General features: G+C 64.3%; 28 protein-coding genes and 5 tRNA genes. 23 read left to right on the top strand and 10 right to left on the bottom strand.

All coding sequences use genetic code 11. From position 1 onward, the window contains the following. Positions 1 to 14 precede the first annotated feature (14 nt). The 3 genes from D7S86_RS29335 to D7S86_RS27345 are packed head-to-tail and all read right to left on the bottom strand — an operon-like array spanning position 15 to position 2,605. Positions 15 to 236 (bottom strand): hypothetical protein, encoded by a 222-nt coding sequence (locus D7S86_RS29335; protein WP_147432509.1) that lies wholly within the window; start codon positions 234 to 236, stop codon positions 15 to 17. Between the two features lie 2 nt (positions 237 to 238). Continuing rightward, positions 239 to 1,303, bottom strand: a complete 1,065-nt coding sequence (locus D7S86_RS27350; RefSeq protein ID WP_147432508.1) for a hypothetical protein — start codon at positions 1,301 to 1,303, stop codon at positions 239 to 241. A 51-nt stretch (positions 1,304 to 1,354) separates the two neighbouring features. Further along, positions 1,355 to 2,605 (bottom strand): DNA-methyltransferase, encoded by a 1,251-nt coding sequence (locus D7S86_RS27345; RefSeq protein ID WP_240648433.1) that lies wholly within the window; start codon positions 2,603 to 2,605, stop codon positions 1,355 to 1,357. Between the two features lie 131 nt (positions 2,606 to 2,736). On the opposite strand from D7S86_RS27345, the gene D7S86_RS27340 reads away from it, so the two are divergent. Further along, positions 2,737 to 3,312 carry a recombinase family protein gene (locus tag D7S86_RS27340; protein ID WP_121091288.1) on the top strand — a complete coding sequence of 192 codons (576 nt, stop codon included), beginning with the start codon at positions 2,737 to 2,739 and terminating at the stop codon, positions 3,310 to 3,312. A 1-nt stretch (position 3,313) separates the two neighbouring features. Here D7S86_RS27340 and D7S86_RS27335 read toward each other — a convergent pair whose 3' ends face one another. Beyond that, entirely contained in the window at positions 3,314 to 3,955 is a 642-nt protein-coding gene (locus tag D7S86_RS27335; RefSeq protein WP_121091287.1) for a hypothetical protein, read from the bottom strand. Between the two features lie 232 nt (positions 3,956 to 4,187). On the opposite strand from D7S86_RS27335, the gene D7S86_RS27330 reads away from it, so the two are divergent. The 22 genes from D7S86_RS27330 to D7S86_RS27225 are packed head-to-tail and all read left to right on the top strand — an operon-like array spanning position 4,188 to position 18,049. Then, positions 4,188 to 4,433, top strand: a complete 246-nt coding sequence (locus D7S86_RS27330; protein ID WP_121091286.1) for a hypothetical protein — start codon at positions 4,188 to 4,190, stop codon at positions 4,431 to 4,433. A 19-nt stretch (positions 4,434 to 4,452) separates the two neighbouring features. Beyond that, positions 4,453 to 4,713 (top strand): hypothetical protein, encoded by a 261-nt coding sequence (locus tag D7S86_RS27325; RefSeq protein WP_121091285.1) that lies wholly within the window; start codon positions 4,453 to 4,455, stop codon positions 4,711 to 4,713. 47 nt (positions 4,714 to 4,760) lie between these two features. Further along, a complete protein-coding gene (locus tag D7S86_RS27320) occupies positions 4,761 to 5,111 on the top strand; it encodes a hypothetical protein (protein WP_121091284.1) in 351 nt (116 codons plus the stop codon). Between the two features lie 11 nt (positions 5,112 to 5,122). After that, on the top strand, positions 5,123 to 5,425 hold the full coding sequence (locus D7S86_RS27315; protein WP_121091283.1) for a hypothetical protein: 303 nt from the start codon (positions 5,123 to 5,125) through the stop codon (positions 5,423 to 5,425). Continuing rightward, positions 5,422 to 6,063, top strand: coding sequence for a hypothetical protein (locus D7S86_RS27310; protein WP_121091282.1), 642 nt, complete (start codon positions 5,422 to 5,424; stop codon positions 6,061 to 6,063). Before D7S86_RS27315 ends, D7S86_RS27310 begins: the two co-directional genes overlap by 4 nt. Then, entirely contained in the window at positions 6,060 to 6,281 is a 222-nt protein-coding gene (locus tag D7S86_RS27305) for a hypothetical protein (RefSeq protein ID WP_121091281.1), read from the top strand. The genes D7S86_RS27310 and D7S86_RS27305 overlap by 4 nt, the downstream gene beginning before the upstream one ends. Continuing rightward, positions 6,278 to 6,511: a hypothetical protein gene (locus D7S86_RS27300; RefSeq protein WP_121091280.1), complete on the top strand. Its 234-nt coding sequence runs from the start codon at positions 6,278 to 6,280 to the stop codon at positions 6,509 to 6,511. Before D7S86_RS27305 ends, D7S86_RS27300 begins: the two co-directional genes overlap by 4 nt. Continuing rightward, on the top strand, positions 6,508 to 8,478 hold the full coding sequence (locus D7S86_RS27295) for a DNA cytosine methyltransferase (protein ID WP_121091279.1): 1,971 nt from the start codon (positions 6,508 to 6,510) through the stop codon (positions 8,476 to 8,478). The genes D7S86_RS27300 and D7S86_RS27295 overlap by 4 nt, the downstream gene beginning before the upstream one ends. Before the next feature lie 60 nt (positions 8,479 to 8,538). Further along, positions 8,539 to 9,399 carry a prohibitin family protein gene (locus tag D7S86_RS27290; RefSeq protein ID WP_121091278.1) on the top strand — a complete coding sequence of 287 codons (861 nt, stop codon included), beginning with the start codon at positions 8,539 to 8,541 and terminating at the stop codon, positions 9,397 to 9,399. Positions 9,400 to 9,445: 46 nt separating this feature from the next. Next, the gene (locus D7S86_RS27285; protein WP_121091277.1) at positions 9,446 to 9,682 is read left to right on the top strand and encodes a hypothetical protein; all 237 of its coding nucleotides are present in this window, start codon (positions 9,446 to 9,448) and stop codon (positions 9,680 to 9,682) included. A gap of 11 nt (positions 9,683 to 9,693) precedes the next feature. Further along, positions 9,694 to 10,470 carry a hypothetical protein gene (locus D7S86_RS27280; protein WP_121091276.1) on the top strand — a complete coding sequence of 259 codons (777 nt, stop codon included), beginning with the start codon at positions 9,694 to 9,696 and terminating at the stop codon, positions 10,468 to 10,470. Next, positions 10,467 to 10,967, top strand: coding sequence for a hypothetical protein (locus D7S86_RS27275; protein WP_121091275.1), 501 nt, complete (start codon positions 10,467 to 10,469; stop codon positions 10,965 to 10,967). The genes D7S86_RS27280 and D7S86_RS27275 overlap by 4 nt, the downstream gene beginning before the upstream one ends. Next, a complete protein-coding gene (locus D7S86_RS27270) occupies positions 10,964 to 12,058 on the top strand; it encodes a hypothetical protein (RefSeq protein ID WP_121091274.1) in 1,095 nt (364 codons plus the stop codon). The genes D7S86_RS27275 and D7S86_RS27270 overlap by 4 nt, the downstream gene beginning before the upstream one ends. Continuing rightward, positions 12,055 to 13,101, top strand: a complete 1,047-nt coding sequence (locus D7S86_RS30375) for a hypothetical protein (RefSeq protein WP_240648432.1) — start codon at positions 12,055 to 12,057, stop codon at positions 13,099 to 13,101. Before D7S86_RS27270 ends, D7S86_RS30375 begins: the two co-directional genes overlap by 4 nt. A 2-nt stretch (positions 13,102 to 13,103) precedes the next feature. Next, positions 13,104 to 13,316, top strand: coding sequence for a hypothetical protein (locus D7S86_RS27260; RefSeq protein ID WP_121091273.1), 213 nt, complete (start codon positions 13,104 to 13,106; stop codon positions 13,314 to 13,316). Further along, a complete protein-coding gene (locus D7S86_RS27255; protein ID WP_121091272.1) occupies positions 13,313 to 15,076 on the top strand; it encodes a phiTE_015 family protein in 1,764 nt (587 codons plus the stop codon). Before D7S86_RS27260 ends, D7S86_RS27255 begins: the two co-directional genes overlap by 4 nt. Next, the gene (locus tag D7S86_RS27250; RefSeq protein ID WP_121091271.1) at positions 15,073 to 15,252 is read left to right on the top strand and encodes a hypothetical protein; all 180 of its coding nucleotides are present in this window, start codon (positions 15,073 to 15,075) and stop codon (positions 15,250 to 15,252) included. Before D7S86_RS27255 ends, D7S86_RS27250 begins: the two co-directional genes overlap by 4 nt. Beyond that, positions 15,249 to 15,755 (top strand): Lar family restriction alleviation protein, encoded by a 507-nt coding sequence (locus D7S86_RS27245; RefSeq protein ID WP_121091270.1) that lies wholly within the window; start codon positions 15,249 to 15,251, stop codon positions 15,753 to 15,755. Before D7S86_RS27250 ends, D7S86_RS27245 begins: the two co-directional genes overlap by 4 nt. A 9-nt stretch (positions 15,756 to 15,764) precedes the next feature. Further along, positions 15,765 to 16,871, top strand: a complete 1,107-nt coding sequence (locus tag D7S86_RS27240) for a DUF5131 family protein (RefSeq protein WP_121091269.1) — start codon at positions 15,765 to 15,767, stop codon at positions 16,869 to 16,871. Next, positions 16,868 to 17,203 carry a DUF4031 domain-containing protein gene (locus D7S86_RS27235; protein ID WP_121091268.1) on the top strand — a complete coding sequence of 112 codons (336 nt, stop codon included), beginning with the start codon at positions 16,868 to 16,870 and terminating at the stop codon, positions 17,201 to 17,203. The genes D7S86_RS27240 and D7S86_RS27235 overlap by 4 nt, the downstream gene beginning before the upstream one ends. A 50-nt stretch (positions 17,204 to 17,253) precedes the next feature. Further along, positions 17,254 to 17,832 carry a DUF7338 family protein gene (locus D7S86_RS27230; protein ID WP_121091267.1) on the top strand — a complete coding sequence of 193 codons (579 nt, stop codon included), beginning with the start codon at positions 17,254 to 17,256 and terminating at the stop codon, positions 17,830 to 17,832. Positions 17,833 to 17,860: 28 nt separating this feature from the next. Next, a complete protein-coding gene (locus D7S86_RS27225; protein WP_147432507.1) occupies positions 17,861 to 18,049 on the top strand; it encodes a hypothetical protein in 189 nt (62 codons plus the stop codon). 464 nt (positions 18,050 to 18,513) lie between these two features. Here D7S86_RS27225 and D7S86_RS27220 read toward each other — a convergent pair. The 6 genes from D7S86_RS27220 to D7S86_RS27195 all read right to left on the bottom strand — a co-directional run bounded on the left by D7S86_RS27220 (position 18,514) and on the right by D7S86_RS27195 (position 20,325). Further along, positions 18,514 to 18,613: transfer RNA gene (locus D7S86_RS27220), tRNA-Ser, on the bottom strand. A gap of 336 nt (positions 18,614 to 18,949) precedes the next feature. After that, positions 18,950 to 19,028 (bottom strand) — tRNA-OTHER (locus D7S86_RS27215). A 4-nt stretch (positions 19,029 to 19,032) separates the two neighbouring features. Continuing rightward, a tRNA-Glu gene (locus D7S86_RS27210) sits at positions 19,033 to 19,109 on the bottom strand. Between the two features lie 188 nt (positions 19,110 to 19,297). Beyond that, positions 19,298 to 19,375: transfer RNA gene (locus D7S86_RS27205), tRNA-Met, on the bottom strand. Positions 19,376 to 19,527: 152 nt separating this feature from the next. Continuing rightward, positions 19,528 to 19,603: transfer RNA gene (locus tag D7S86_RS27200), tRNA-Gly, on the bottom strand. Positions 19,604 to 19,752: 149 nt separating this feature from the next. Continuing rightward, on the bottom strand, positions 19,753 to 20,325 hold the full coding sequence (locus D7S86_RS27195) for a hypothetical protein (protein ID WP_121091265.1): 573 nt from the start codon (positions 20,323 to 20,325) through the stop codon (positions 19,753 to 19,755). Positions 20,326 to 20,619 lie beyond the last annotated feature (294 nt).

The following is a 20,619-nucleotide window of genomic DNA, read 5'->3' as shown; positions in this document are numbered from 1 at the left end:
CTCGGAAATCCGTTTCATTCGCCAGAAGCGGGCGGCGCGATACCCGCGTGCTTGCGCAACTCGGCGCGCGCCACTTCGGCCATCGCGTCGCCGCCGCGCTCACGCACCCGCTCGATAAGCGCTTTGCCCGGAGCGAAGTTGCGGCTACGCGCAGCAGCGACGGCGTCGTGGAACTCAGCGAGGCAGCGAGCGGCATCGGCTGCCCATTCACGCTCACGAACCTCATTGATCGGCACATTCAGGACCAGTCCGATCCGCCGCTACTGCTGCCGCAGTCGCTCGACGACGAGCCGCCCGAATCCCACGAGGACGACGAGCTGTCCGACCCGCTGCTGTTCGACCAGCTATCCGAGCTGGACGAGGAAGACGAGATGGGCGACGGCGACCAGCTATCCGAATCCGAGCTCGACGACGAGAACGAAGCACGCTCCGTCGCGTAGTCAACGGACGGCGCGCGGCTCTGGATCGGCGCATCGACCGCGTCATCGCTCAAGTCGCGGCGACGCCGGCGGCGTTCGTCGTCATCGTCGATGTCCCGCGAGCTGTGGTGCGAGTGCAGAAGCGAGTCGCTGATCAGGTTTCCGGCCACGACGCCGCCCGCGGTCGACGCGAAGTTTTCGCCGGCCGTCATGCCGCCGCGCACGGGAGCCGCCGGCGGGACGATCACGGTCGACGGATACGCGCCAGCGTCGCGCTCCGGCACATAAACGACGTGCGCGCCGCTCGGGGGAAGCGGAGCCGGGCTCGGAGCCGCGCGGCGAACATGACGCGGATCGGGGTTGTGGCGATGGTGGATCACCACCGTCGGCGGCCGCATCGCACGCGATACCAAAGCGACGATCCCGAGCACCACGACCACGAACAGAAGGACGACCAGAAGCGCGAAGCCGTCGCTGTTATGGGGCGGTTGAGTCGACACGGACTGCGGAGACGCCACGGCATGCGCGGCGGGTCGAGGTGTCGGCTGCGCGGCGGCCGGCGCAACCGGCTGAGCGTCCATTTCCGCGATGACGCGGCCGTAAAGCGCCGAGCCCTTCACGTCGCCGCGCTTGTCGAGCCCTGTCGCCGTTTGCAGTTCGGCGCGCGCGGCCCCCACGTTGTGATCGACGTGTTCGAGCACGTAGGCATTCAGCAGATGGGCGCGCGCGCTATCGGGGCGCTCGACGAGCACTTGCTGGAGCATGCTGCGCGCGCTGGCGTAGTCATTCGCGGCGAGCGCGTCCTCGATCTGATGGGGCGTCGGCAACGCGAACGCGAGCGCGTAAGCGAAGAACAACACGAAGAAAGCTGATAGTTTTTTCATGGAGGTCAGCAGAAAAGCGGGAGAGCCCGCGGAAGGAGCAGCGGTGCGCGATCACACGACATCGGGCACCTCAAAGAGATCCAGTTGCGAGCGCGCGCGGGATTCATCAGCGGCGGCGCGGACAAGCTCTGCGCGAGCCCGCGCGGCGTCGTCGATCCGGGCGCGCGCGATCGCGTGGTATGCGGCGGAAAGCTCGATGCCGCTGAACTCGAACCCCTCGAGCACGGCGCCACGGCCAGTCGATCCCGAACCCATGAACGGGTCCAGGACGTGGCCACCGGGTGGCGTGACCAAGCGGCAAAGCTCCTGCATCAGCGATGTCGGCTTGACGGTCGGGTGATGGTTGCCATTGCGCGCGGCCCAATCGGCTGTCTCGCAAGCGCGCATCGTCGAGTCCTGCGACACCGCCGGCACGTCGCCTGACGGCAAGCCCGCGTTGCGGTCCGCGCGCGACGCCTTCGCGCAATAGAAGAAGCGCGCGGCGGACGTGTCCACTTCAACGCGCGGCGCCGGCGCGGCCGTAACGTTGCGCATCGCGCCGTAGACGCTGTTCGACGCGGCAGCCCCATCGTTGACGGCACGCCCCTGCTGACCGGGCGCCGACGGGAACGCGGCCAGAACGGCGTCGGAGCCGTCGTGCATGACGTTGGCGGGCCAGCGGCCATCGGTGCCAGCCGATCGGCGCGTGCCCCCGCGTATGCCGCCGCCGTAGCCACGCTGCGCGCCGGTGTCGGCGTGCTCGATGCGAGCGACCAGCTCGTCGGACGCGACACGGCAACCGTCGATATTCAGAGCACCAACGCCATAGCGCGCGACGTTCTCGGCCACCGTCCCCTCGAGTGGCCGGCGCGCCAGGCACAACGGCTCGTGCGCGGGCTTGAGCGCAGTGCCCCACCCCTCCCACTCGCCGTCGAGGTTTTTCGACTTTGGAAAGCCGGACGAATAGATCCACATGACCTGGTCGCGGACCTCGAAGCCCGCGTCCTCGATCGCGCAGGCCATCCGGTGGTACGTGCGCGCGGCCGAGAACGCGAGCAGATGACCACCGGGCTTGAGCACGCGCAAGCACTCGCGCCACACGTCCGGGCGGAAGGCGATATCACCGCCGTCCCATTCGAGGCCCATGAAGCCACGCGACGAGGCGCCGGCGCGCGCACGCGTGTACGCGTTGTCCGAGCCGCGCGCGGGGCCGCCCCCGTTGTTCGTCAGGTGGTACGGCGGATCGGTGACGATCGAATCGAACGAGGCGTCGGGCATGCCGGCGAGCACCGCGAGGCAGTCACCCAGGTGGAGGGTCGTCACAGAGCACCCCCGCCGATAACGGACGAATCTGGACGGCCCGAAGAAAGGTGTCCAAAAAATAGGGTTGCGTAATTCTGCGTATAAGGCAGAATTCGTACACCCATTTCGTCAATGTGAAGAAATCGAAGAAAATGAGCCGAACCTTCCTTTACGCGCGGGTCAGCACCGCCGAGCAAACGACCGCCAACCAGGTCACCGAGGTCCAATCCCACGGCTTCGCGGTCGACCAGCGCCGCATCGTGGCCGAAACCATCAGCGGCAGCGTCAACGCCAGCGAGCGGCCGGGCTTCGCCAAGCTGCTCGACCGCCTCGAGGAAGGCGACGTGCTGATCGTGACGAAGCTGGACCGGCTGGGCCGCAACGCGATGGACGTGCGGCAGACCGTCGAGAACCTCGCGAGCCTCGGCGTGCGCGTGCATTGCCTCGCCCTGGGCGGCGTGGACCTCACGAGCGCCGCGGGCAAGATGACGATGAGCGTCATCACGGCCGTTGCAGAGTTCGAGCGCGACCTGTTGATCGAGCGCACGCACGCGGGGCTCGACCGGGCGCGCAAAGAGGGAAAGAAGCTCGGGCGCCGCGCAAGCCTCACCGAGGCGCAGAAGGTCCAGGTGCGCGAGCGGCTGGCCGAGGGCACGCCCATCGGCATCGTGGCCCGCGACTTCGGCACGAGCCGCCAGACCATCATGCGCGCGCGCGCCACGGCATAGATCAGCGACCAATCGTCTTCCCCTTCGTGCGATTGATCACGATCGCCGGCCGGCCCGCACCGGGATTGCGCGGGTCGCCGGGCGCCTCCAGGCCGTAGGCCTTCCGCTCCCCTTCCTGCAGCACCTTCACCGACTCGGCGACGGCCTTTACCGCGCGCGCGGTATCCCCATCGGGCATCGAGTCGCCCGCCTTCAAGAGCTTGTAGAGCTTGCTGCGTACGGCCTTCCATTCGGTCCGGTGCTGCGCGAGCACCTGTGCACGCATGTCGACGGCGCCCTGCTCGACCATGACCGATGCCGTTTGCGAGTCAGTGCCTGCAGGTACCGGCGTCGGCAGCGCGGGACGCATCGGCGCGCGCGACAGATCGACGTTTTCAGCGGTTTCTACGTAAACGGAGGGCGCTTGCTCCGGCGTTCCCACGGGCACATATGAAACTTTCGCATCCGCTGCGATGTGTGCTTTCTCAGCGACCGCGGCGGCGTCGATCTTCTTTTGCCAGCCGTTGCGATCGGCGTGCTGCTTGACCGCCTGGCGCGAAGTCGTGAGTTGTTCGGCGATATCGGCGTACGACACCAGCGGATCACCCTCCCACTGGATCCGCGCGATACGCCATTGCTCTTTGCTGATTGATACGCGCGCCACTACCGGCCCCGAGAGACGTTGTGCTCAAGCATCGCGTCACGACAACGAAGACAACGCCCCGAGACGTTTACGTCGTCAACAGGAGGGCGGCGCTTTTGCGCGATTACTTGCTTTATTCGAAGAATATGGCGCAAGCGTATCACGTAAATCTGCGAATAACGCATCATTCTGCTTGACGTGCAGATTCGTAAGTTTCACAATTGCCTCACTTCAACGCACAAGCGAGGCAGAGATGGAGACACAGGGGACGAAGCTGGTAGAGATCCGAAGGGCCTCGCACGAGATCCGAAGGGCTGCGCTGACCGCCGTCGCGAAGCGCACCGGCAACACCATCGAATGCATGGAAAGCTGCATCCAGGCAGGCCACAAGCGCTACGCCGCGGAATTCGCAGAGAACGTAGCGACCCTGACAGAGTCCTTCCTCGCACACCAGGAAGCGGGCCGCATCAAGCTGATCACCCCCCTGACGTACTGCTGAGTCGCGACCGGAGACGCTCATGAACACGATCGCACGCGACTTCGCAGACAAGCGCGAATTTCTTCGTAAAAAGAAGAATCAGCCGGGCCGCAAGCACGCGGACCCTTCTCAGAACACGATTTCGACCCCGCGCCTCTTCGTCTACATGCTCGGCACGGGCATGGTCTGCGGCGCCATCTGGTACGTCTCCTTTGTCCTCGGGATTTCGCGCCTCACGCCCCCGAGCGCTCCGCAGCACATCGAGCATCAGCACGCGGCTCACGCAACGCACACGGCTTGACCCTCGGGCCGCGGGTTGCGGCCTTCCCTCCCAAAGAAGGTAACGACATGAAGAAGCTGCTCCAACGCATTGCCAAGGCTTTCGCGATGAAGGATCCGCGTAGCGAGTCGAAATTCAAGCTGCACGAGGCGCGCTTCACCCTCGTCGAGCACAAGTGCGCACTCGAGTTCTACCGGTCGAGCGTGCCCATGCTCGAGGCCCGTATTGCACGCCTGCAGTCCGAGATCGAGGCCGACGAGGCGCTTGAGCAAGCCAAGGGGGATAGCAAGCGCATTGCTCACGCGGCGAAGGGCGCGCGCAACGCGGCACCGGCGCTCGGCCGGCAGCCGTCGGCATTCGGGGGCATCGAGCAGCACCGCACGGCGGATTTCGAACGCACCTTTGCCCACGCCCGCTGAGGAGCACGACGATGTCGCCCAAAGCAAAGGACCAGGTCGCGGGCCTCATCCCCGGCCCGTATCGCATCGGACGCACGACCGAGGCAGACATCACGGTCGTCGCCGACACCATCAACGGACCGATCACGGTCGGACGATTCCCGCGCGTGCGCCAGATGGATGCATTCGCGCAAGCGACGCTCTACACGAAGCTGCCCGACCTGATCCACGCGTTTCGTGGGCTGCGCGAGCAGATCGCCGGGGCGACCGTCACGCTCGGCGACCTCACCGGTCCGATGCAGCAGATCGACTCCATCCTCGATTCGGTGAAATGACCAACCGAGCACGCGACATAAAGCACCTCGCGGAGCGCGCCGGCCTTGAGGTCGTGCGCGTTCAGCGCGAATCCAACCGCATGTGCGCGGTCCTGAGAGCACCCAACGGCGTCGAGCGCTCGTTTTCGATTGCGACCGGCAAGTGCGACTCAGCCGGCGACAACCTCGCATCCATGCACATGCGCCGTTTCCTGCGCGAGAACCCGGCGCCCGAAGCAGCGACGCCATCCACCGAACCCACGAAGAAAGCAGCGCAAATGAGTGAGAAACGACCCACCCTCACAGCAAAGAGCAGCCCGACGCCGGCGGCATCCGGACCGGTATCGAGCGCGTCCAGGGCGGCGGAGGAACTAACGCCGCGTGAATTCCACCGGCTCTGCCTCTGGGTCGTCAGCGAGGCGTCCAAGCATCCGAGCGCGGAATCGCTCGCCGTCGCGGCGACGACGCACTTCGAGCACGCGATCAGCGCCGAAACGGTGACGCACGCGATGGACGTCGCCGAGTGCCCGCAGCCGGAAGCCTGGACCCCGCTGCCCGAGCCGACCGTCGTGCTCGCGAACGAGATCGCGATCCTCCTCAAGAGCCTCGGCACCGACCCGTCGCCGCAGTTCCGCCGCTTGATGGAGACCCTCGCATGAGCACGATCGCCCCGTACGCCTGCCAGAACCGCCCCGCGCCGCGCGACAGGATCGTCGTGCAGAACGGATGGGAAACGATGCTCGCGGACCACGGGCGCATGCAAACGCGCCTGCCCGTCATCGAGATCGTGCCCGTCCAGATGAGCAAGGAATGCGGCTACGCGCGCGGCACGCCCGGCGACGCACGCTGCTCCGGCTGCTCGCGGAGCCACGCGTGACGCGCGCCCCGCAGTTCGGCCGACGCGATCGCGGGCGCGACTCGGCGCTCGACCAGATCCGCATGTTCGCCTTCAAGGGCGATATGCGCCTCGCGACGCGCGTGTTCGTCGACAACCGCATCAGCCGCCGAGAGTTCGACGAGCACGTCGCGCTCGGGCGCCGGCAGCGCGTCGAGCAGGATGCGCTGGTCGCTCAACAAGCAATTTCATCGAAGGAATCGAATAAATGAAGCGCGACGAGATCAGTTTCGAGCTCGACTTGGGGCACGAACTCATCGTGGATAACTTCGCCGGCGGCGGCGGCGCGAGCACGGGCATTGAGATGGCCTTCGGGCGCCCGGTCGATATCGCCATCAACCACGACGGCGAAGCGCTCGCGATGCACGCGGCCAACCACCCGACGACGCGGCACTATCGCGAAGACGTCTTTGCGGTGCACCCGGGCTTCATCACGAACCAGATGCCGATCGGGCTTGCCTGGTTCAGCCCCGATTGCAAGCATCACTCGAAGGCGAAGGGCGGCAAGCCGCGCGACCAGAAGATCCGCGGGCTGGCCTGGATCGCCCTGAAGTGGGGGACCTTCCAGGTGCCGCGCTGCCTCGCGCTCGAAAACGTCGAGGAGTTCCAGGATTGGGGCCCGGTCGACGAGCACGGCCAACCGATCAAGGCCGAGAAAGGCCGCACGTTCCGCGCGTTCGTCGATGCGCTCTCGTCCGGCCTGTCGCCTGAGCACCCGGACGTGCCCGAGATCTTCGAGACGCTCGGCGCCGACTTCCCGATGGAGCGACTCTACGCGGGGCTCGGATACAAGGTCGAATGGCGCGTGCTGCGCGCGTGCGACTTCGGCACGCCGACGATTCGCAAGCGCCTCTATCTGTTCGCGCGCCGCGATGGGCTTCCGATCGTTTGGCCCGCGCCCACGCACGGCGCGCCGAACTCGGACGCCGTCGCGCGCGGCGCGCTCGCGCCGTACCGCACCGCGGCCGAATGCATCGACTGGTCGATCCCGTGCCCCTCGATCTTCGAGCGCGATCGCCCGCTCAAGGATGCGACGCTGCGGCGTATCGCGCGCGGCATCATGAAGTTCGTCGTGAACAGCGCCGACCCTTTCATCGTTCCGATTGCGCACTACAACGGCCGCGACACGGTCCACAGCGGGAGCGAACCATTGCGCACGATCACCGCGTATCCGCGCGGTGGAAGCCTTGCGATGGTCGCGCCGACCTTGATGCACGTCACGCACCAGGGCTCAGACCGCGGCGCGCGCGCCGACGCACCGCTCGCGACCGTCACGGGCGCGAACCGCAGCGAGCAAGCGCTCGTTACTGCATTCCTCGCGCAGCACAACAAGGAACGCGTGGGCGTTAAGGCCGGTCGATCCGCAAAAGCGCCGCTGAGCACGATCACTGCGAGCGGCGGCCAGCAGCAGATCGTCGCCGCAACGCTGATTCAGACGGGATACGGCGAGCGCGCCGGGCAGGCGCCGCGCGCGCCGGGTATCGACAAGCCACTCGGCACCGTCGTCGCGGGCGGCGCGAAGCACGCCCTCGTGTCCGCCTTCCTCGCGAAGCACTACGGCGGTAATGAAACGCCCGGCGCGGACCTCGCATACCCGATGAGCACGGTCACGACGCAGGATCACCACGCGCTCGTCACCGCTCAGATCGTCGGCTGTGGCGGCCGCGCTGGTCAGTCTCGGCCGCGCGACGCGAGCGAGCCCGCTGCCACAATCACCGCGAAGGCCGATTCGGCGATCGCCGTGTCGCACCTCGTGAAGCTGCGCAACAACGGCGGCGCGCAACCGGTCGCCGAGCCGCTCCACACGGTAAGCGCCGGTGGACTGCATCACGCCGAGGTGCGCGCCTTCCTGATCAAGTACTACAGCGAAGGCGGCCAGCATCAGGATCTGCGCGACCCGATGCACACGATCCCGACGAAAGACCGGCTCGGTCTCGTGACGATCCACGGCGAGGACTACGCCATCGTCGATATCGGCATGCGCATGCTCACGCCGCGCGAGCTCGCGCGTGCCCAGGGCTTCCCCGATTCGTACGTGCTCGACCCCGAGCACAACGGCAAGCGCCTTTCCAAGTCGGCTCAGGTCCGCATGATCGGCAACAGCGTCTGCCCGCCGGTCGCCGCCGCAATCATCCGCGCTAATTTCGCGCACGAGTTGCGTGCTGCCGCGGCCGCTTAACCGAATCCCAAGCGCCGCACGTCGCGGCGCAATCACTCAACTAAAGCCGGAGAAACCCCGATGGTATCGACCAACCAACCTAACCGCGACGAATCCAGCACGAGCAGCATGAGCCAGCTTCGTCTCGCCATCATTTGCGTTTTATCAGTGGTCGCCCTGGGCGCACTTTGGGCCCTCATGCCCGTCGCGACTGTTCCGGCCGGCTACGTGGGAGTGATGACCACATTCGGCGCGCCGTCTGAAAAAACATACGCGCCTGGCATCCATTTCCGCATGCCGATCTCGCAGACGATGCACACCGTCTATGTCGGCGTTCACAAGTCCGAATCGGATGTCGCCGGCTCGTCGAAGGATCTCCAGCAGGTCGACATGAAGGTCGCGGTCAACTTCAACATTCTGCCGGCCGCCGCGGCGGCGATTTACGCCAATCTTGGCAGCGACCCGTGGCCGACGATCATGGATCCCGCTGTGCACGACACCGTCAAAGCAGTCGCAGCGCGCTACGAGGCAACCGATCTGATTCAGCGCCGCGATCAGGTCAGCCAGGAAGTGCGCGAGGCCCTGCTGAATCGCTTCAAGAACATCGGCGTCAACGTCAGCGCGGTGAACATCGTCGACTTCCAATTCAGCAAGCAGTTCAACGACGCGATCGAGGCAAAGATCACCGCGCAGCAAAACGCCCTTCGCGTCGAGAACGAGATCGCGCAAACGAAGTGGGAAGCGCAAAAGCGCGTCGTCGAGAGCGAAGCCGCGCTGCAGGTCGCGCAAAACACCGCGAAGGCCAACGACATCCTCGGCCAGTCGCTCGCGGCGAACCCGTCGTTGATCGAGAAGATGAAGATCGAGAAGTGGGACGGCCACTACCCGACCTACATGATGGGCAACGCGATCCCGATGATCCAGGTCGGCGCTACGAAGTAGTCAGCAGCCCTGGACAACCGACGATCGAAGCCTGACGGAACACCGAATGATGAACCTGAACTCGCAGCTCGAGCCCGAGCAGATGGACGAGGTGCTCGACACGATTCTCAAGCGCGTGCCGCTCGAGCAATTCCGCATGGCCGACATCGTCGACAGCGCGGAGCGCTACGGATTCGCGCGCCATGACGGCACCGCAAACCGCATCGTCGACCGCCTCATTTTCCGCGAGCGGCGCTCCGGGCGCCTTCAGATGGTCGCAGGCCTCTGGATCCGCCAACACTGACACCCACCACCATGACCGACAAGACGAAACCCGAATCCGGACCGCTCTACATGCGCGCGATCGCCTGCCCGCACGACATCGAAAGCAAGTCGATCACGCTGCATTTCGATCCCACTCAAGCGGGGCACAACGCGCTCAACCAGCTCGCGCTGCGCCTGTCAACGGCCGAAACCACTATCAAGCAGACGCAGCGCGACCTAGTCAAAGACGCGATCGATAGCGCGATCTCGTTTGGCTACCTGGGCACCAATCCGCCGGCGAGCCTCGACCATTGGCTCGCCCCGTTCTGGCTCAACGGACGCACGGCCGCGATCGGCGATCGGCTGCGCTCCGCGGTGAGCTTCACCGTCGCGCGCCTTAAGGGCACCGCCAAAATGGCCGCGGGCCGGATCACCCTCGCGCCGGGCGACGAGGACGCGGTCGCGCTCGAGCAAGCGCTCGCCCCGTATATCGCCGGCGAAGGGAAAGTGCCCGGGCTCAAGGCAGCACGCGCGTTAGTCGCCGCCATCAAGGATCGGTGGGACTCCGGCGGCGACGATCGGATGCAGCAGCGCGAACTGGCGGGCATCGTCGCCGACGCCATGCTCGACGAAATCGACCAGGCAATCGAAGAGGCGACGCACGCGAACGAATCGACGCCGGAGCGCCACGCCGAGACACCGCTGACAACGCGCCTGAGCGCCGCCGCCGGCATCCTGGCGGGTCACGGGTATAGCGACTGCAGCGCGGCCGTGTTCGAGGCCAGCAAAGCCCTCATGTTGACCCCGCGCGAGGAGGCAACAGCATGATCCTCACCAGCGAACAGGTCGCCAACATCGTGAGCATCAGCCAGGCGCTCGCGTTCACCGAACGGCAGGAATACGTGCAGGTACGCCGGTCGGCGCTCAACGCGGTCTATCGCGACTTCCTGCGCGGCGTGCTCGACGGCAGCGCTGAGCCGATCGAGATCGACGAATCCGAACTTGCGCGACAAGTTTCCGACAGCCTCGCTTCCATCCTCTCGCAGATCGCCGACGCGTTGAAGGGAGGCGCCGGCCACCTTCAGCATCACTCATGGCACGACTTGCCCATGTATGCACGAGCCGCCGCGCGCGACGCGCAGATCGGCCGTGTGGCGCGAACCGCGCTCGAACCATTCGCGCGCATCGGCGCATCCCTCACGTCGGATCGTCCCGACGACACAGCACTCCTGCGCGCGACGCTGCGCGAAGGGGTCGACATCACGCTCACGCGCGGCATGTTCAAGGCCGCCCATGCAGCAACAGCCGTTCAGGTGAAAGCATGAGTCTCACGAAAGCACAAATCGACCGCTCGGGACGCATCGTGTTCCATGACGCCGCGCTGCACGTCTGGGAAGAAGGCGGCAGCGGGGGCCATGACGCCTCCGAGCGCTGGGAGCGGCAATTCAAACACGAGGTGTTCGCGCGAATCATTCAGACGTTAAACCGGCTCGGCTGGACGTGCTCGATGCCGCCGATCAACGAACTCGACGTTAAGCGTTACGGGGGCAATGTCGCGCGTTGGGCAGCTCAACGCCAACGTTTCTGCGTGAAAGGCGATCTCAAGGCCGACTTGTCGCTGACCGGCCGGCACATCGAGTTCGAAATGTTCCAGAGCGTCAACACTCCGACGCGCCCCGATCACGAGGGCCGCTATGAATCCAACAAGGAACAGGCGATGCCCTACCTCCTGCGTTTGGAGATGGAGCGCACGCGGCGCCGCATTCGCGATTATCTCTGCAACGTCTTCACTGGATACACGTTCACGGAGCCCGAGCGCAATCGCGGATTTAACGGCGTAACGGCGCTTGAGTGGATCCAGGCCCATTACGAGGCCTCACGGCATTACGACAAAGCGACGGGGCGCCCGCGCGGCGACGAAGTCGAATACAACCACCGGTCCGCGGAACGCGCACGCGTCGTGCACGGACAACGAGTCTGGTTCGCTGACTACAAGGGCCGTATACAGGCAGGGACCGCCTACTACAACATCAACAACATGTGGTGGGTCGTCACCGACAAATTCGGCTTGCGAAACATCGCAAGCTTCGAACTGTTCACGAAGTGTCCAGATAACCTGCGCGTCAAGCGCAACGGGCGCGACCGTCGAAAGCGTCTCGAAGCCGAGCTCGCGACGGCTGTTTCGACTATGAACTTCGAGCGTGCGTGCACGCTACGCGACATCCTTTTCCAGAAAGAGATGCCCCTCTTTCACGTGTGGCACGACGAGCACGAGATGTACCACTGCGCGGGATTCTGCGGTTACACGCGCGACAGCAGTAAAGCCGGCAAGTTCACGGCCGATGAGTGCAAGGGTTGGAACAGCAAGCCCAATCGCGTGATCCCCATCAATAACGAAGCACGGAACGCCGCATGAACGACATGACGTCTAACGATCGGTCGCTGGCAGCAAAGATCGCCCGGCACCTCCCATCAATCCGCGCGAAGACAGGGAACGCCTTATTCGATGCCGCCACATTCGATGCGTGCAAGCGCATCGAAGAGCTGCTCAGCGAGCACGAGTCGATCAGCGAGCGCCGCGACGCTGTCCCGCCACATGTCCCCACAGGCGCCGGGCTGAAGCAGTCCGGATTCAAGCTGACGGGCAAGTATCCCGACGGCTCCGATTGCCTCATTTTCCGGCCGAAGTACGAAGAGGCAGACGCGGCGAGCAAGGGTTTCGCGACGTTCGAAATCAAGACGCAGTTCGAATTGTCGTGGGATGCGCAGCAGGCGAGCGAGCCGATCTATCAAACGGGCTTCATTGCCGATCAGTGGCGGGACGTTGATCGTGCGGAATATGACCGAGCAAAGGGCCTGCGCGCCGACTTGGCCCGCATCGTCTACGCCGCACCCCAAGCTGCCGCCCCCAAGCAAGAGGCACATAGCGATGACGTTGCTGTGGATCGTTTCGCCTGCGCATTGAAGGACAAGCTCTCGGAGGCGCGCGCGAAAGGACGCGAAGGATGGGAGCAATGCGACCCGACTGAGCTATCGATCATGCTTCGGGAGCACGTCGAAAAAGGCGATCCCCGAGACGTTGCGAATTTCTGCATGTTCCTGTGGTCGCTTGGCAAGTCGATTTCCGACGCAGCGTTGCCGATGGGTTTGCGCGCCGCCCCCAAGCAAGCGGAAGCGCCGACGCGCATCCCGCTGCTGGCCGAGGACCACAAGGGTATGCGCGTCGACTATTCCGGCATGTTCGGGGCCGCGCAGCGCGCGCTGAAGCATGGACATCAGGAGACCGGCACAGCCGAGATGCTGCGCCAGTTCAAAGACCACATGACCGAACTGGGATCGCGCTGGTATGCCGGCGATACCGCAGTCGTCGACGAGCTGTTGCAACTCTATTGCATCGAGAAAGACGCGCGCGATGCACTCCTCGCCGCACCGCAGCCCGCTCAACCCGCCAAGGACTGAACATGAGCACTACCGTTCGAATCGTTGCCGAGGTTGAATTAACCGTCGACACGTGGGGCGATAAAGGGAATACCGACGCCCTCGCCCAACAAGCCGTGCGCGAAGGCATAACCAAGCTGCGCGGTATGAATCGTGACCTGCACCTTATCAAGATCAACGAAGTCAAATTTGTCGTGCACGGCGTTAAATGGGGCACAAGCGAGATAAAGACATGACCGACAAAATCTACTACGGCGGCCGGACAATCGGAGAATTGTGCCGAGTGATCGCCTCGCGTGATACGCCGAACAACGCCGGCGAGGTAATTAGCGACCTGCTCCATGCTGTTAAATCCCAGATCCCGGCCGATTGCGACGTGCGAAAAATCCTGCTGCGTGTCGTGCCAGGCGACGGAAGCGGACAGGAGGTCTATGCGCGTAACGTGCCCGACGTCGAGCAGCTGCTATCTGAAATGGGCGAGCGGCTCGATGCTGTTGAGGGGGCAGATGAAAAGCCCTTGGCGACGTGGGATGACGGCGTTGGACTGCTGTGGGACGTGTATGACGGTCGCGGGAAGTGGTTCAAGCGGGTCGTGAGCCCGATTGGATGGGACGCCCACGCCGTTCATCTGCATATGTGCAATGCCAGATACGCCTCGCACATCGATGTTCGACTTGTTTCGAGTTTGACCAACGCAAGCCCTGATATACCGGCCGAGTGCGCCGCTGTTGAGGGGGAGCGGGGGGCAGATGCAACGGGGCCGGCCGACGCCGTGCTCGTATCGCGCGCGGACCTGCTTGCCATCTACGCCGCGATGAACCATCTGGGCGATACGCTGAACGACATGGATGCGGTCGAGGACGATGACGAGGCCGCAACCGATGCAGGATTCAGCGCGATCCGCCGCGCGCTCGGCGAAAGCGTTGACACAGACGCCGCTCCCGTCGCCCCCGTAGTGGCGGAAGATGCGCAGGCGGCCGACCTCAATAATCTGCTTGAGGCCGCTGCGGTCGAGATGGAACAGAACTGGGGCATGCGGGAGGATGCGCGCGTCATTCGCGGCATGAAGCCCGGCTATCCGCCTTCGCGCAAACAAGCTACTGGCGCCCCCGTAGTGGCGAGTGCAGCGCCCAGCGACGCCGACGCGACGTTCATCGCGGACTACGTGCTCACCAAGCTGAACAGGAAGGGATGTCCCGGTCAGTGGGGAGACTACGCGTATGAGTCGATTATTGCGGGCGCCCATATTCGCCAGCATGCAAAATCCGTCGCCGCTTCAACCGTCGCCCCCGCTGCGCCGAGCGAGCCCGAGGAAACCGATATGGTCGATCAGTCTGCATGCGAGCGTGGCGCATTCGAGGCATGGGCTGTTACGCGATACGCCGGTTTGGAATTTCTCCTGACTCGAGAAAAGGACGGCTATGCGTGGCCCGGGACAAATTCTCATTGGGACGGCTGGCAGGCCCGCGCCGCCCTATCTACGGAAGCGCCCACCTGCCCAACCTGCAATGCAACAGGCACCGATACGCCTTGCGCGCCGTTACCGGATCACGTCTACGAACACATGAGCGACGCAGCCAAAAATCGAACCAGCCGCGAGAATGTCGTGGACGTGCTTCATGCACTCGTGTCGGCTGAACTGCGTGCTGCGCCGAGCGAGCCCGCTGCCGCTGTGGGGCTGACGAGCGATCAGAAAGAGGCGTGGTACGTCGAATGGCCCGGCGAAGCCGAACAGACTTGGCATCGCGTATTCATCAACGAGGCCGACGCATTGCAGTGCGCGGCGAATCACGACGGCGCAGTAGTCACGCACATCCTCGCCGCTCAACCTGCGAGCGTTACGCCTAAGCGCGGCTTCGATGCGCCGGTTAAAAGCGTCGGGACAGACGGCGACTACATCATCATCACGGCCAAGAATCGAGACGCCGCGAAGCTCGTCCGGGCACAGATGGACCGTATGCTCGCCATCGACCGCGCCGCCGGGGGTGAATCGTGAAAGACTTCAATGAACGCATGCTGCGTGAGGCCGAGAGTGATCTGCGTGCGGCCGAGCGCAGATATCAAGATGCCGCGCTAGAACTCAAGAAAGCCTCCCGCTACTTGCTTCATAAGCAGGAGGTTTACCACACGCTGAAGGATGCGGCAGACCGCGCCGCCGGGGAGCCGACATGACCACTCAACGGAACCTGTTGCGATGCCCGTTCTGCGGGTCCGAGCAAACGATCGAAGAACATCCGCCACACCCGCACCACTGGTCCGACCTGCCGCCACATCCAGGCAGCTTCACGATCGCATGTCCTGGCTGTGAGTGCGGAATGATCCATTCGACGCTCGACGGTCTTACCGCGGCGTGGAACCGGCGCGCCTCCCCTGAAGCCGATGATGTGGCGAGCGATACCCCGCGCTACGCCGAATGGCTCCATCTGCGCGCGCACGGTCAGTGGCGCGACGGCGTGCCGGAATGGGCGCGCGATCACTCTGGCCGCATGAATGACTTCACCGCGGCCTCGGCCGTCATCGAGGAACTTGCTGCCGTCGCGCGCGCTCGACAGACAAACACGCAGATCGAGGTCGACGACGGCTCGTGCGACAAGGCCGAAGCAGGATGGCAATGCCAGCGCAAGAGTGGACACGAGGGCCCGTGCGCGGCCTTTCCGAACCAACACATGGACTAGTGAACAAGCATGGCCGAAACCAGCAAAATCGAATGGACTGACGCGACCTTCAATCCGTGGATCGGATGCACGAAGGTCTCGCCCGCGTGCGACCACTGCTACGCGGAAGTCAGCACGCCGGCGCGCGCGCTCGGGGTCACATGGGGTGCCCGCGCTGAACGTCGCCACACGTCGGCGGCATCATGGAAGCAACCGGAGAAGTGGAACCGCCAGCATGAGGCGTTCTTCGCCGAGCACGGGCGCCGGCGGCGCGTCTTCTGTGCTTCGCTCGCCGACGTATTTGACAACGCCGTCGATCCGCAGTGGCGCGCCGACTTGTTCGTGCTCATCCGCGACACGCCTAACCTCGATTGGCTGCTGCTGACGAAGCGCATCGGCAACGTTCCGATGATGGTGTCGCAGATCCCGGGATGGCTGCCCGAAAACGTCTGGCTCGGCGCGACGATATGCAATCAGGAAGAGGCCGATCGCGACATCCCGAAGCTGATCGCGACGCCGGCGCCCGTGCGCTTCCTTTCGATCGAGCCGATGCTCGGGGCCATCGATCTTCTGAAATGGCTTGATCCGTATACCTGCGCAGACTGCAGTTTCCACGGAAGCTATAACGACGCCGGCCCGGATGGATGCGGATCGTGCGGCGAGCCATTCGGGGCCGCAGATCGCTGCAGCGCATGCGGTGCAGACGATCAATCTGCAAAGCCCTCGTGCCCGAAGTGCGGGAGCCATCGATCCTTCGAGAGCGACGCAGGCTACATCTTCGACAGCGAGAAGAAGCTGATCGATTGGGTCATCGTCGGCGGTGAGAGCGGCGCGCACGCGCGGCCTATGCATCGCGATTGGGCCCGCGCGCTGCGCGACCAATGCGCGGCGGCCGGCGTTCCGTTCCTGTTCAAGCAATGGGGCGAGTGGATGCCCGCCGAGCGCGACGGTGACACCTTGACCCTATCGTTCGCCGAGGGAGCCCCCACAGGCCCGCAAAACCCCGCGTGGCACACGTTCGACGACGGCGCCATGAGCGCGCGCGTCGGCAAGATCGCGGCCGGCCGTTTGCTCGATGGTGTGACGCACGATGGATTTCCGCATCCCGATCTGTCCGTCGACTCGGTGCTGCCATGACCGTCTACGTCGACGACATGCGCGCGAAGTTCGGCCGCATGATCATGTGCCACATGATCGCCGACACGGACGCCGAGCTGCACGCGATGGCCGCGCAGATCGGCGTCGCTCGCCGGTGGTGGCAGTCGCCAGAGAAGACCAGCGGCAGCCACTACGACATCGCGTTGTCGAAGCGCGCGGCCGCGATCGCCGCGGGTGCCGTCGAGATCACGTGGCGCCAATGTGGCGCCATGAACGCGCGGCGCCGCGCGACCGGCTTGCTCGGGAGCCCGGCCAATGCTGAGGAATGGTTGCGCACGCGCCGAGCGCCGGTTTCATCGGCTGAGGCGTGACGACACGATGGACGTGCGGCGACGTGCCGCCTTCGATATCGGACCTCACCATGAAATATCTTCGCTACGCCGGCGCGACGCTGCTCAATCTGATTTTCACGGGACTCGCGTGCCTCCTCGCGCCGGGGCTCGCGTTGTTCGTGCAGTCGAACGGCTATCTCCCGAATTGGCTCGTATGGTTCGAGACGGAAGACGCACCGATCGACGCCGGCTGGCAAGGCCTCTATTTCGTCGTGCCGACCACGCTGACGCGCTGGCAGTCGATCCTGAACGCCACCGGCTGGTACTACAGCGGCACGGGCACGCCGACGGGCTTCAACCTGTATGTGCTGCGCGTACGCTGGCTGTGGCGCAACCCGGCATATGGCTTTTGCTATTGGCCGCTCGGCATCGCGTACGACCCGACGGAGTGGGTGATCGACACGCTCGAGCACGACGGCGCGACGCTCACCCTGCTGAAGGCGCACACGATCGACGGCCGCTATTTCGCGTATACAGACGCGGCCGGCGCGAAGTATGGTTACAAGCTGTGGTGGGCATTCGACGCGAACTTCAACCTGCCGGCGACCATGCCGCTGACCAAGGGCACCGATAATCGGCTGCCGATCTGCTTTACCCCGCATCTATAGGACCGCAATGAAGACGATCAGCGATCGCATGATCACCGCGCTCGAGCTCGTGCGCGGGGGCTGCACTGGATACCGCGCCGCGCGCCTGGCCGGGCTCACGCCCCAGGCGATGTACAAGAATCCGGATTATCGGACGATCGCGGCCGCGCGGCGCGCCGCCGGCATCCGCATCAAGCGGATCTATCCGCCTCGCGCGCGCAAGACCGCTGCAGCATAAAAAAAAGCCCCGAAATTCGGGGCTTTAATCCTTCGACCGGGGAAGCCGTAGGAGACCAATGCAAAACTACTGCGGTATGGACCCGATAGGATCAGACACAGACCGCAGCACTCGTGCTGACGGGGGGCGTCTCCCGACGCTGCCAACTGGTGGACTGCGATGCAAGCGCAGTTCGATGAGGGTGACCTCGGGTGTGCGTTCCAACTGCACACCAGCCGTGCTCCGACGTTTCGCACATGGCTATTTCGTCTGCGTCTACCAACTTCAGTCTCGGCCAGCGATCGGGACTCGAACCCGCACACCGGAGGTCACATTTTTGAAGCCGCCGTACCTTCCACCCTCACAGCAGAGCCCGGATCCCGCCTACCGATGCGGCCACACCATCGACGTTCGCCTCGGCGCCGCGCGCGCGACGTTCTCGGCAGACTCTGCTGTCAGGGCGCGAGGCCCCTTGTCGCCCTAGCAGCAGCCGACGGGATTTGAACCCGTGCCACACGGCGCCGCGTGCCTGGAATTCCAGTCTCCCCCTCGACGGGGTGCTCTACCTGACTGAGCTACGGCTGCTGCTAGGGTGCGGCCCCTCACCCTCTGGTCTGGACTCTATCTCCGACGCTCCAGCGAACGAGCGGGTCCTTAGAGAACGTCAGCGAGCAAATCCAGACCAGAGGGTTTGAGCAGCCGAGGCGCGGTTTGCGCGCGGACACAAAGGGATATCGCCCCGGCCACCCAACCATTGCGCAACCACCGCGAAGCGCTCGCCGAGAGACGAGCATGCTTGGGCGTTAGTTGCAATTCATGCACATTCTTCGATGGGTAAATGAGGGGTCGGGGTAGCGGCCCCGACCCTCCACCCAGCCGATGTTATGGCTGGCACCGCACCGAAGCACAACAAGGAACCGCTGGCCGCCAGGGATGGACTTGAACCACCAACCTTCCCCTCTCTGGAGAGAGAACGCTCTACCGCTTGAGCTACCCAGCGAAACTGGTGTCGCGTGTGGGATTCGAACCCGACCTACGCACCTTGAAAGGATGCTGACCTCAACCAGAAGTCCAACGCGACATACCGCTTACTGCACCTGATATGCACACACATCGCATGCGCATATCGGGTACAGCGCCGGTGTACGTCACCGGCCCCGAGCAACCACTGTTACACCCGTATTTCTGAACACTCGCAACCGTCGTTGCTCCGCGCAGTTCCCTAACTTTTAGGTCACCGGTTCAGGGAGGTTGCGCCACCCATCAGTTTGGTTGCAGGGGCTGGACTCGAACCAGCGATCTACGGGTTATGAGCCCATCGGGATGACCAACTTCCCCACCCTGCCAAATCGTTGGCCCTACGGGGCCAGCGGACGATTATTTCGAGGCGCTGCTAGCGGCCGGTCATGGCCTCTTCGATTCCTCGGCGCTTGAGGGGCACCCCTGAGTCCCGACCGGGGGCCAAGCACTCGATCCAACCGAGCGGGAAGCACTAATACTGGAGCGGGCTGCGAGAATCGAACTCGCCTATTACCAGCTTGGGAAGCTGGCGCCTAACCGATCGGCCAAGCCCGCGTATATCCACACTGCTACACAGCTATACACATTGCAGACAACTCATCCGCCATGCAATGCAGCCATCATAGACAATTCTGCGTAAAACGCAATTCAAATCTTCTTAAAACGAAGACGCCCGCGCGTGCGAGCGCCTTCCCTTCACCGCTTTACTGCGCCGTCGCGTCGGCAGCGGTCTCGTCGGCGGCCGCGGCCGCGTCCGTCGTTGCATCCGAGGTTGAGGCGGCGCTATCCGTCGACGCATCCGTGGCGGTCGACGCATCGGCCGACGACGCGTCCGTTGCATCGGCGCTCGAATCGGTACCAGCAGCCGGCGCCGTCGTGGCATCCGTCGACGACGCGGTATCGGCGGTCGAGGCCGTGCTCGTTGCATCCGTCGACGTGCTCGCCGCCGTGGTCGAAGCGTCCGTGCTCGACGCGGTCGACGTGTCGGCCGCCACCGGGTCCAGTTCGATCGAAGCCGGCGTGCCAGCGGTCACCGTGACGTTGATCGACGCCGACAGTTCGTCTGCCGCGTCCGACACCGTAACGACAGCCGAACCGATCTTGCCCGGCGCGATCGCGACCGTCGAACCATCGGCCGACAGCGTCGCGGTAACCACCGTCGAATCCGACACCGACACCGTCAGCTCGCCCGTTGCCGCCGCGACGTTGCCGGCCTTGTCCTTCAGGACCACCGAATACTGTTGCGCTTGTGCGTCGTCTTTGAGTTGCAGATCCATCGTCGTACCCCTTAAAAGGTTGCCGTCAGGCAGGTTGAATTGAAACGCCAACGAGGCGGGAGATGCTTGCGAGCCGTCGCCGCGACGCGCGATAAACCGGAACAGAGCCCGGAGCCATGCAAGAGGCGACCACGACACGCTCGACATTCCCTACCCCGCAAAATTGATCAGTTGCCCAGTCTTTCCCGGTGTCCGATGCGCCCCGCCGCACACGCTTGCGCGTGTCGAATCCCGGAGGGCCTAGCCGCCCGTGCCGCGTACGCATCTGCCGGCGTTACTGCCGCCACTGCCGGC

Source organism: Pararobbsia silviterrae (genome assembly GCF_003628125.1).
Taxonomy (GTDB): Bacteria; Pseudomonadota; Gammaproteobacteria; order Burkholderiales; family Burkholderiaceae; genus Pararobbsia; species Pararobbsia silviterrae.
The sequence above is the reverse complement of the archived record's forward strand: the minus strand, read 5'-3'. Positions and strand labels throughout refer to the sequence as shown.

Coding starts and splice junctions, on each gene's coding strand:
- D7S86_RS27295 (WP_121091279.1), top strand. CDS start 6,508: ATGAAGCGCGACGAGATCAGTTTCGAGCTCGACTTGGGGCACGAACTC.
- D7S86_RS27280 (WP_121091276.1), top strand. CDS start 9,694: ATGACCGACAAGACGAAACCCGAATCCGGACCGCTCTACATGCGCGCG.
- D7S86_RS27255 (WP_121091272.1), top strand. CDS start 13,313: ATGACCGACAAAATCTACTACGGCGGCCGGACAATCGGAGAATTGTGC.
- D7S86_RS27305 (WP_121091281.1), top strand. CDS start 6,060: ATGAGCACGATCGCCCCGTACGCCTGCCAGAACCGCCCCGCGCCGCGC.
- D7S86_RS27325 (WP_121091285.1), top strand. CDS start 4,453: ATGAACACGATCGCACGCGACTTCGCAGACAAGCGCGAATTTCTTCGT.
- D7S86_RS27315 (WP_121091283.1), top strand. CDS start 5,123: ATGTCGCCCAAAGCAAAGGACCAGGTCGCGGGCCTCATCCCCGGCCCG.
- D7S86_RS27235 (WP_121091268.1), top strand. CDS start 16,868: ATGACCGTCTACGTCGACGACATGCGCGCGAAGTTCGGCCGCATGATC.
- D7S86_RS27350 (WP_147432508.1), bottom strand. CDS start 1,303: ATGAAAAAACTATCAGCTTTCTTCGTGTTGTTCTTCGCTTACGCGCTC.
- D7S86_RS27290 (WP_121091278.1), top strand. CDS start 8,539: ATGGTATCGACCAACCAACCTAACCGCGACGAATCCAGCACGAGCAGC.
- D7S86_RS30375 (WP_240648432.1), top strand. CDS start 12,055: ATGAACGACATGACGTCTAACGATCGGTCGCTGGCAGCAAAGATCGCC.
- D7S86_RS27340 (WP_121091288.1), top strand. CDS start 2,737: ATGAGCCGAACCTTCCTTTACGCGCGGGTCAGCACCGCCGAGCAAACG.
- D7S86_RS27195 (WP_121091265.1), bottom strand. CDS start 20,325: ATGGATCTGCAACTCAAAGACGACGCACAAGCGCAACAGTATTCGGTG.
- D7S86_RS27225 (WP_147432507.1), top strand. CDS start 17,861: ATGATCACCGCGCTCGAGCTCGTGCGCGGGGGCTGCACTGGATACCGC.
- D7S86_RS27275 (WP_121091275.1), top strand. CDS start 10,467: ATGATCCTCACCAGCGAACAGGTCGCCAACATCGTGAGCATCAGCCAG.
- D7S86_RS27245 (WP_121091270.1), top strand. CDS start 15,249: ATGACCACTCAACGGAACCTGTTGCGATGCCCGTTCTGCGGGTCCGAG.
- D7S86_RS27310 (WP_121091282.1), top strand. CDS start 5,422: ATGACCAACCGAGCACGCGACATAAAGCACCTCGCGGAGCGCGCCGGC.
- D7S86_RS27260 (WP_121091273.1), top strand. CDS start 13,104: ATGAGCACTACCGTTCGAATCGTTGCCGAGGTTGAATTAACCGTCGAC.
- D7S86_RS27320 (WP_121091284.1), top strand. CDS start 4,761: ATGAAGAAGCTGCTCCAACGCATTGCCAAGGCTTTCGCGATGAAGGAT.
- D7S86_RS27285 (WP_121091277.1), top strand. CDS start 9,446: ATGATGAACCTGAACTCGCAGCTCGAGCCCGAGCAGATGGACGAGGTG.
- D7S86_RS27270 (WP_121091274.1), top strand. CDS start 10,964: ATGAGTCTCACGAAAGCACAAATCGACCGCTCGGGACGCATCGTGTTC.
- D7S86_RS27330 (WP_121091286.1), top strand. CDS start 4,188: ATGGAGACACAGGGGACGAAGCTGGTAGAGATCCGAAGGGCCTCGCAC.
- D7S86_RS27240 (WP_121091269.1), top strand. CDS start 15,765: ATGGCCGAAACCAGCAAAATCGAATGGACTGACGCGACCTTCAATCCG.
- D7S86_RS27230 (WP_121091267.1), top strand. CDS start 17,254: ATGAAATATCTTCGCTACGCCGGCGCGACGCTGCTCAATCTGATTTTC.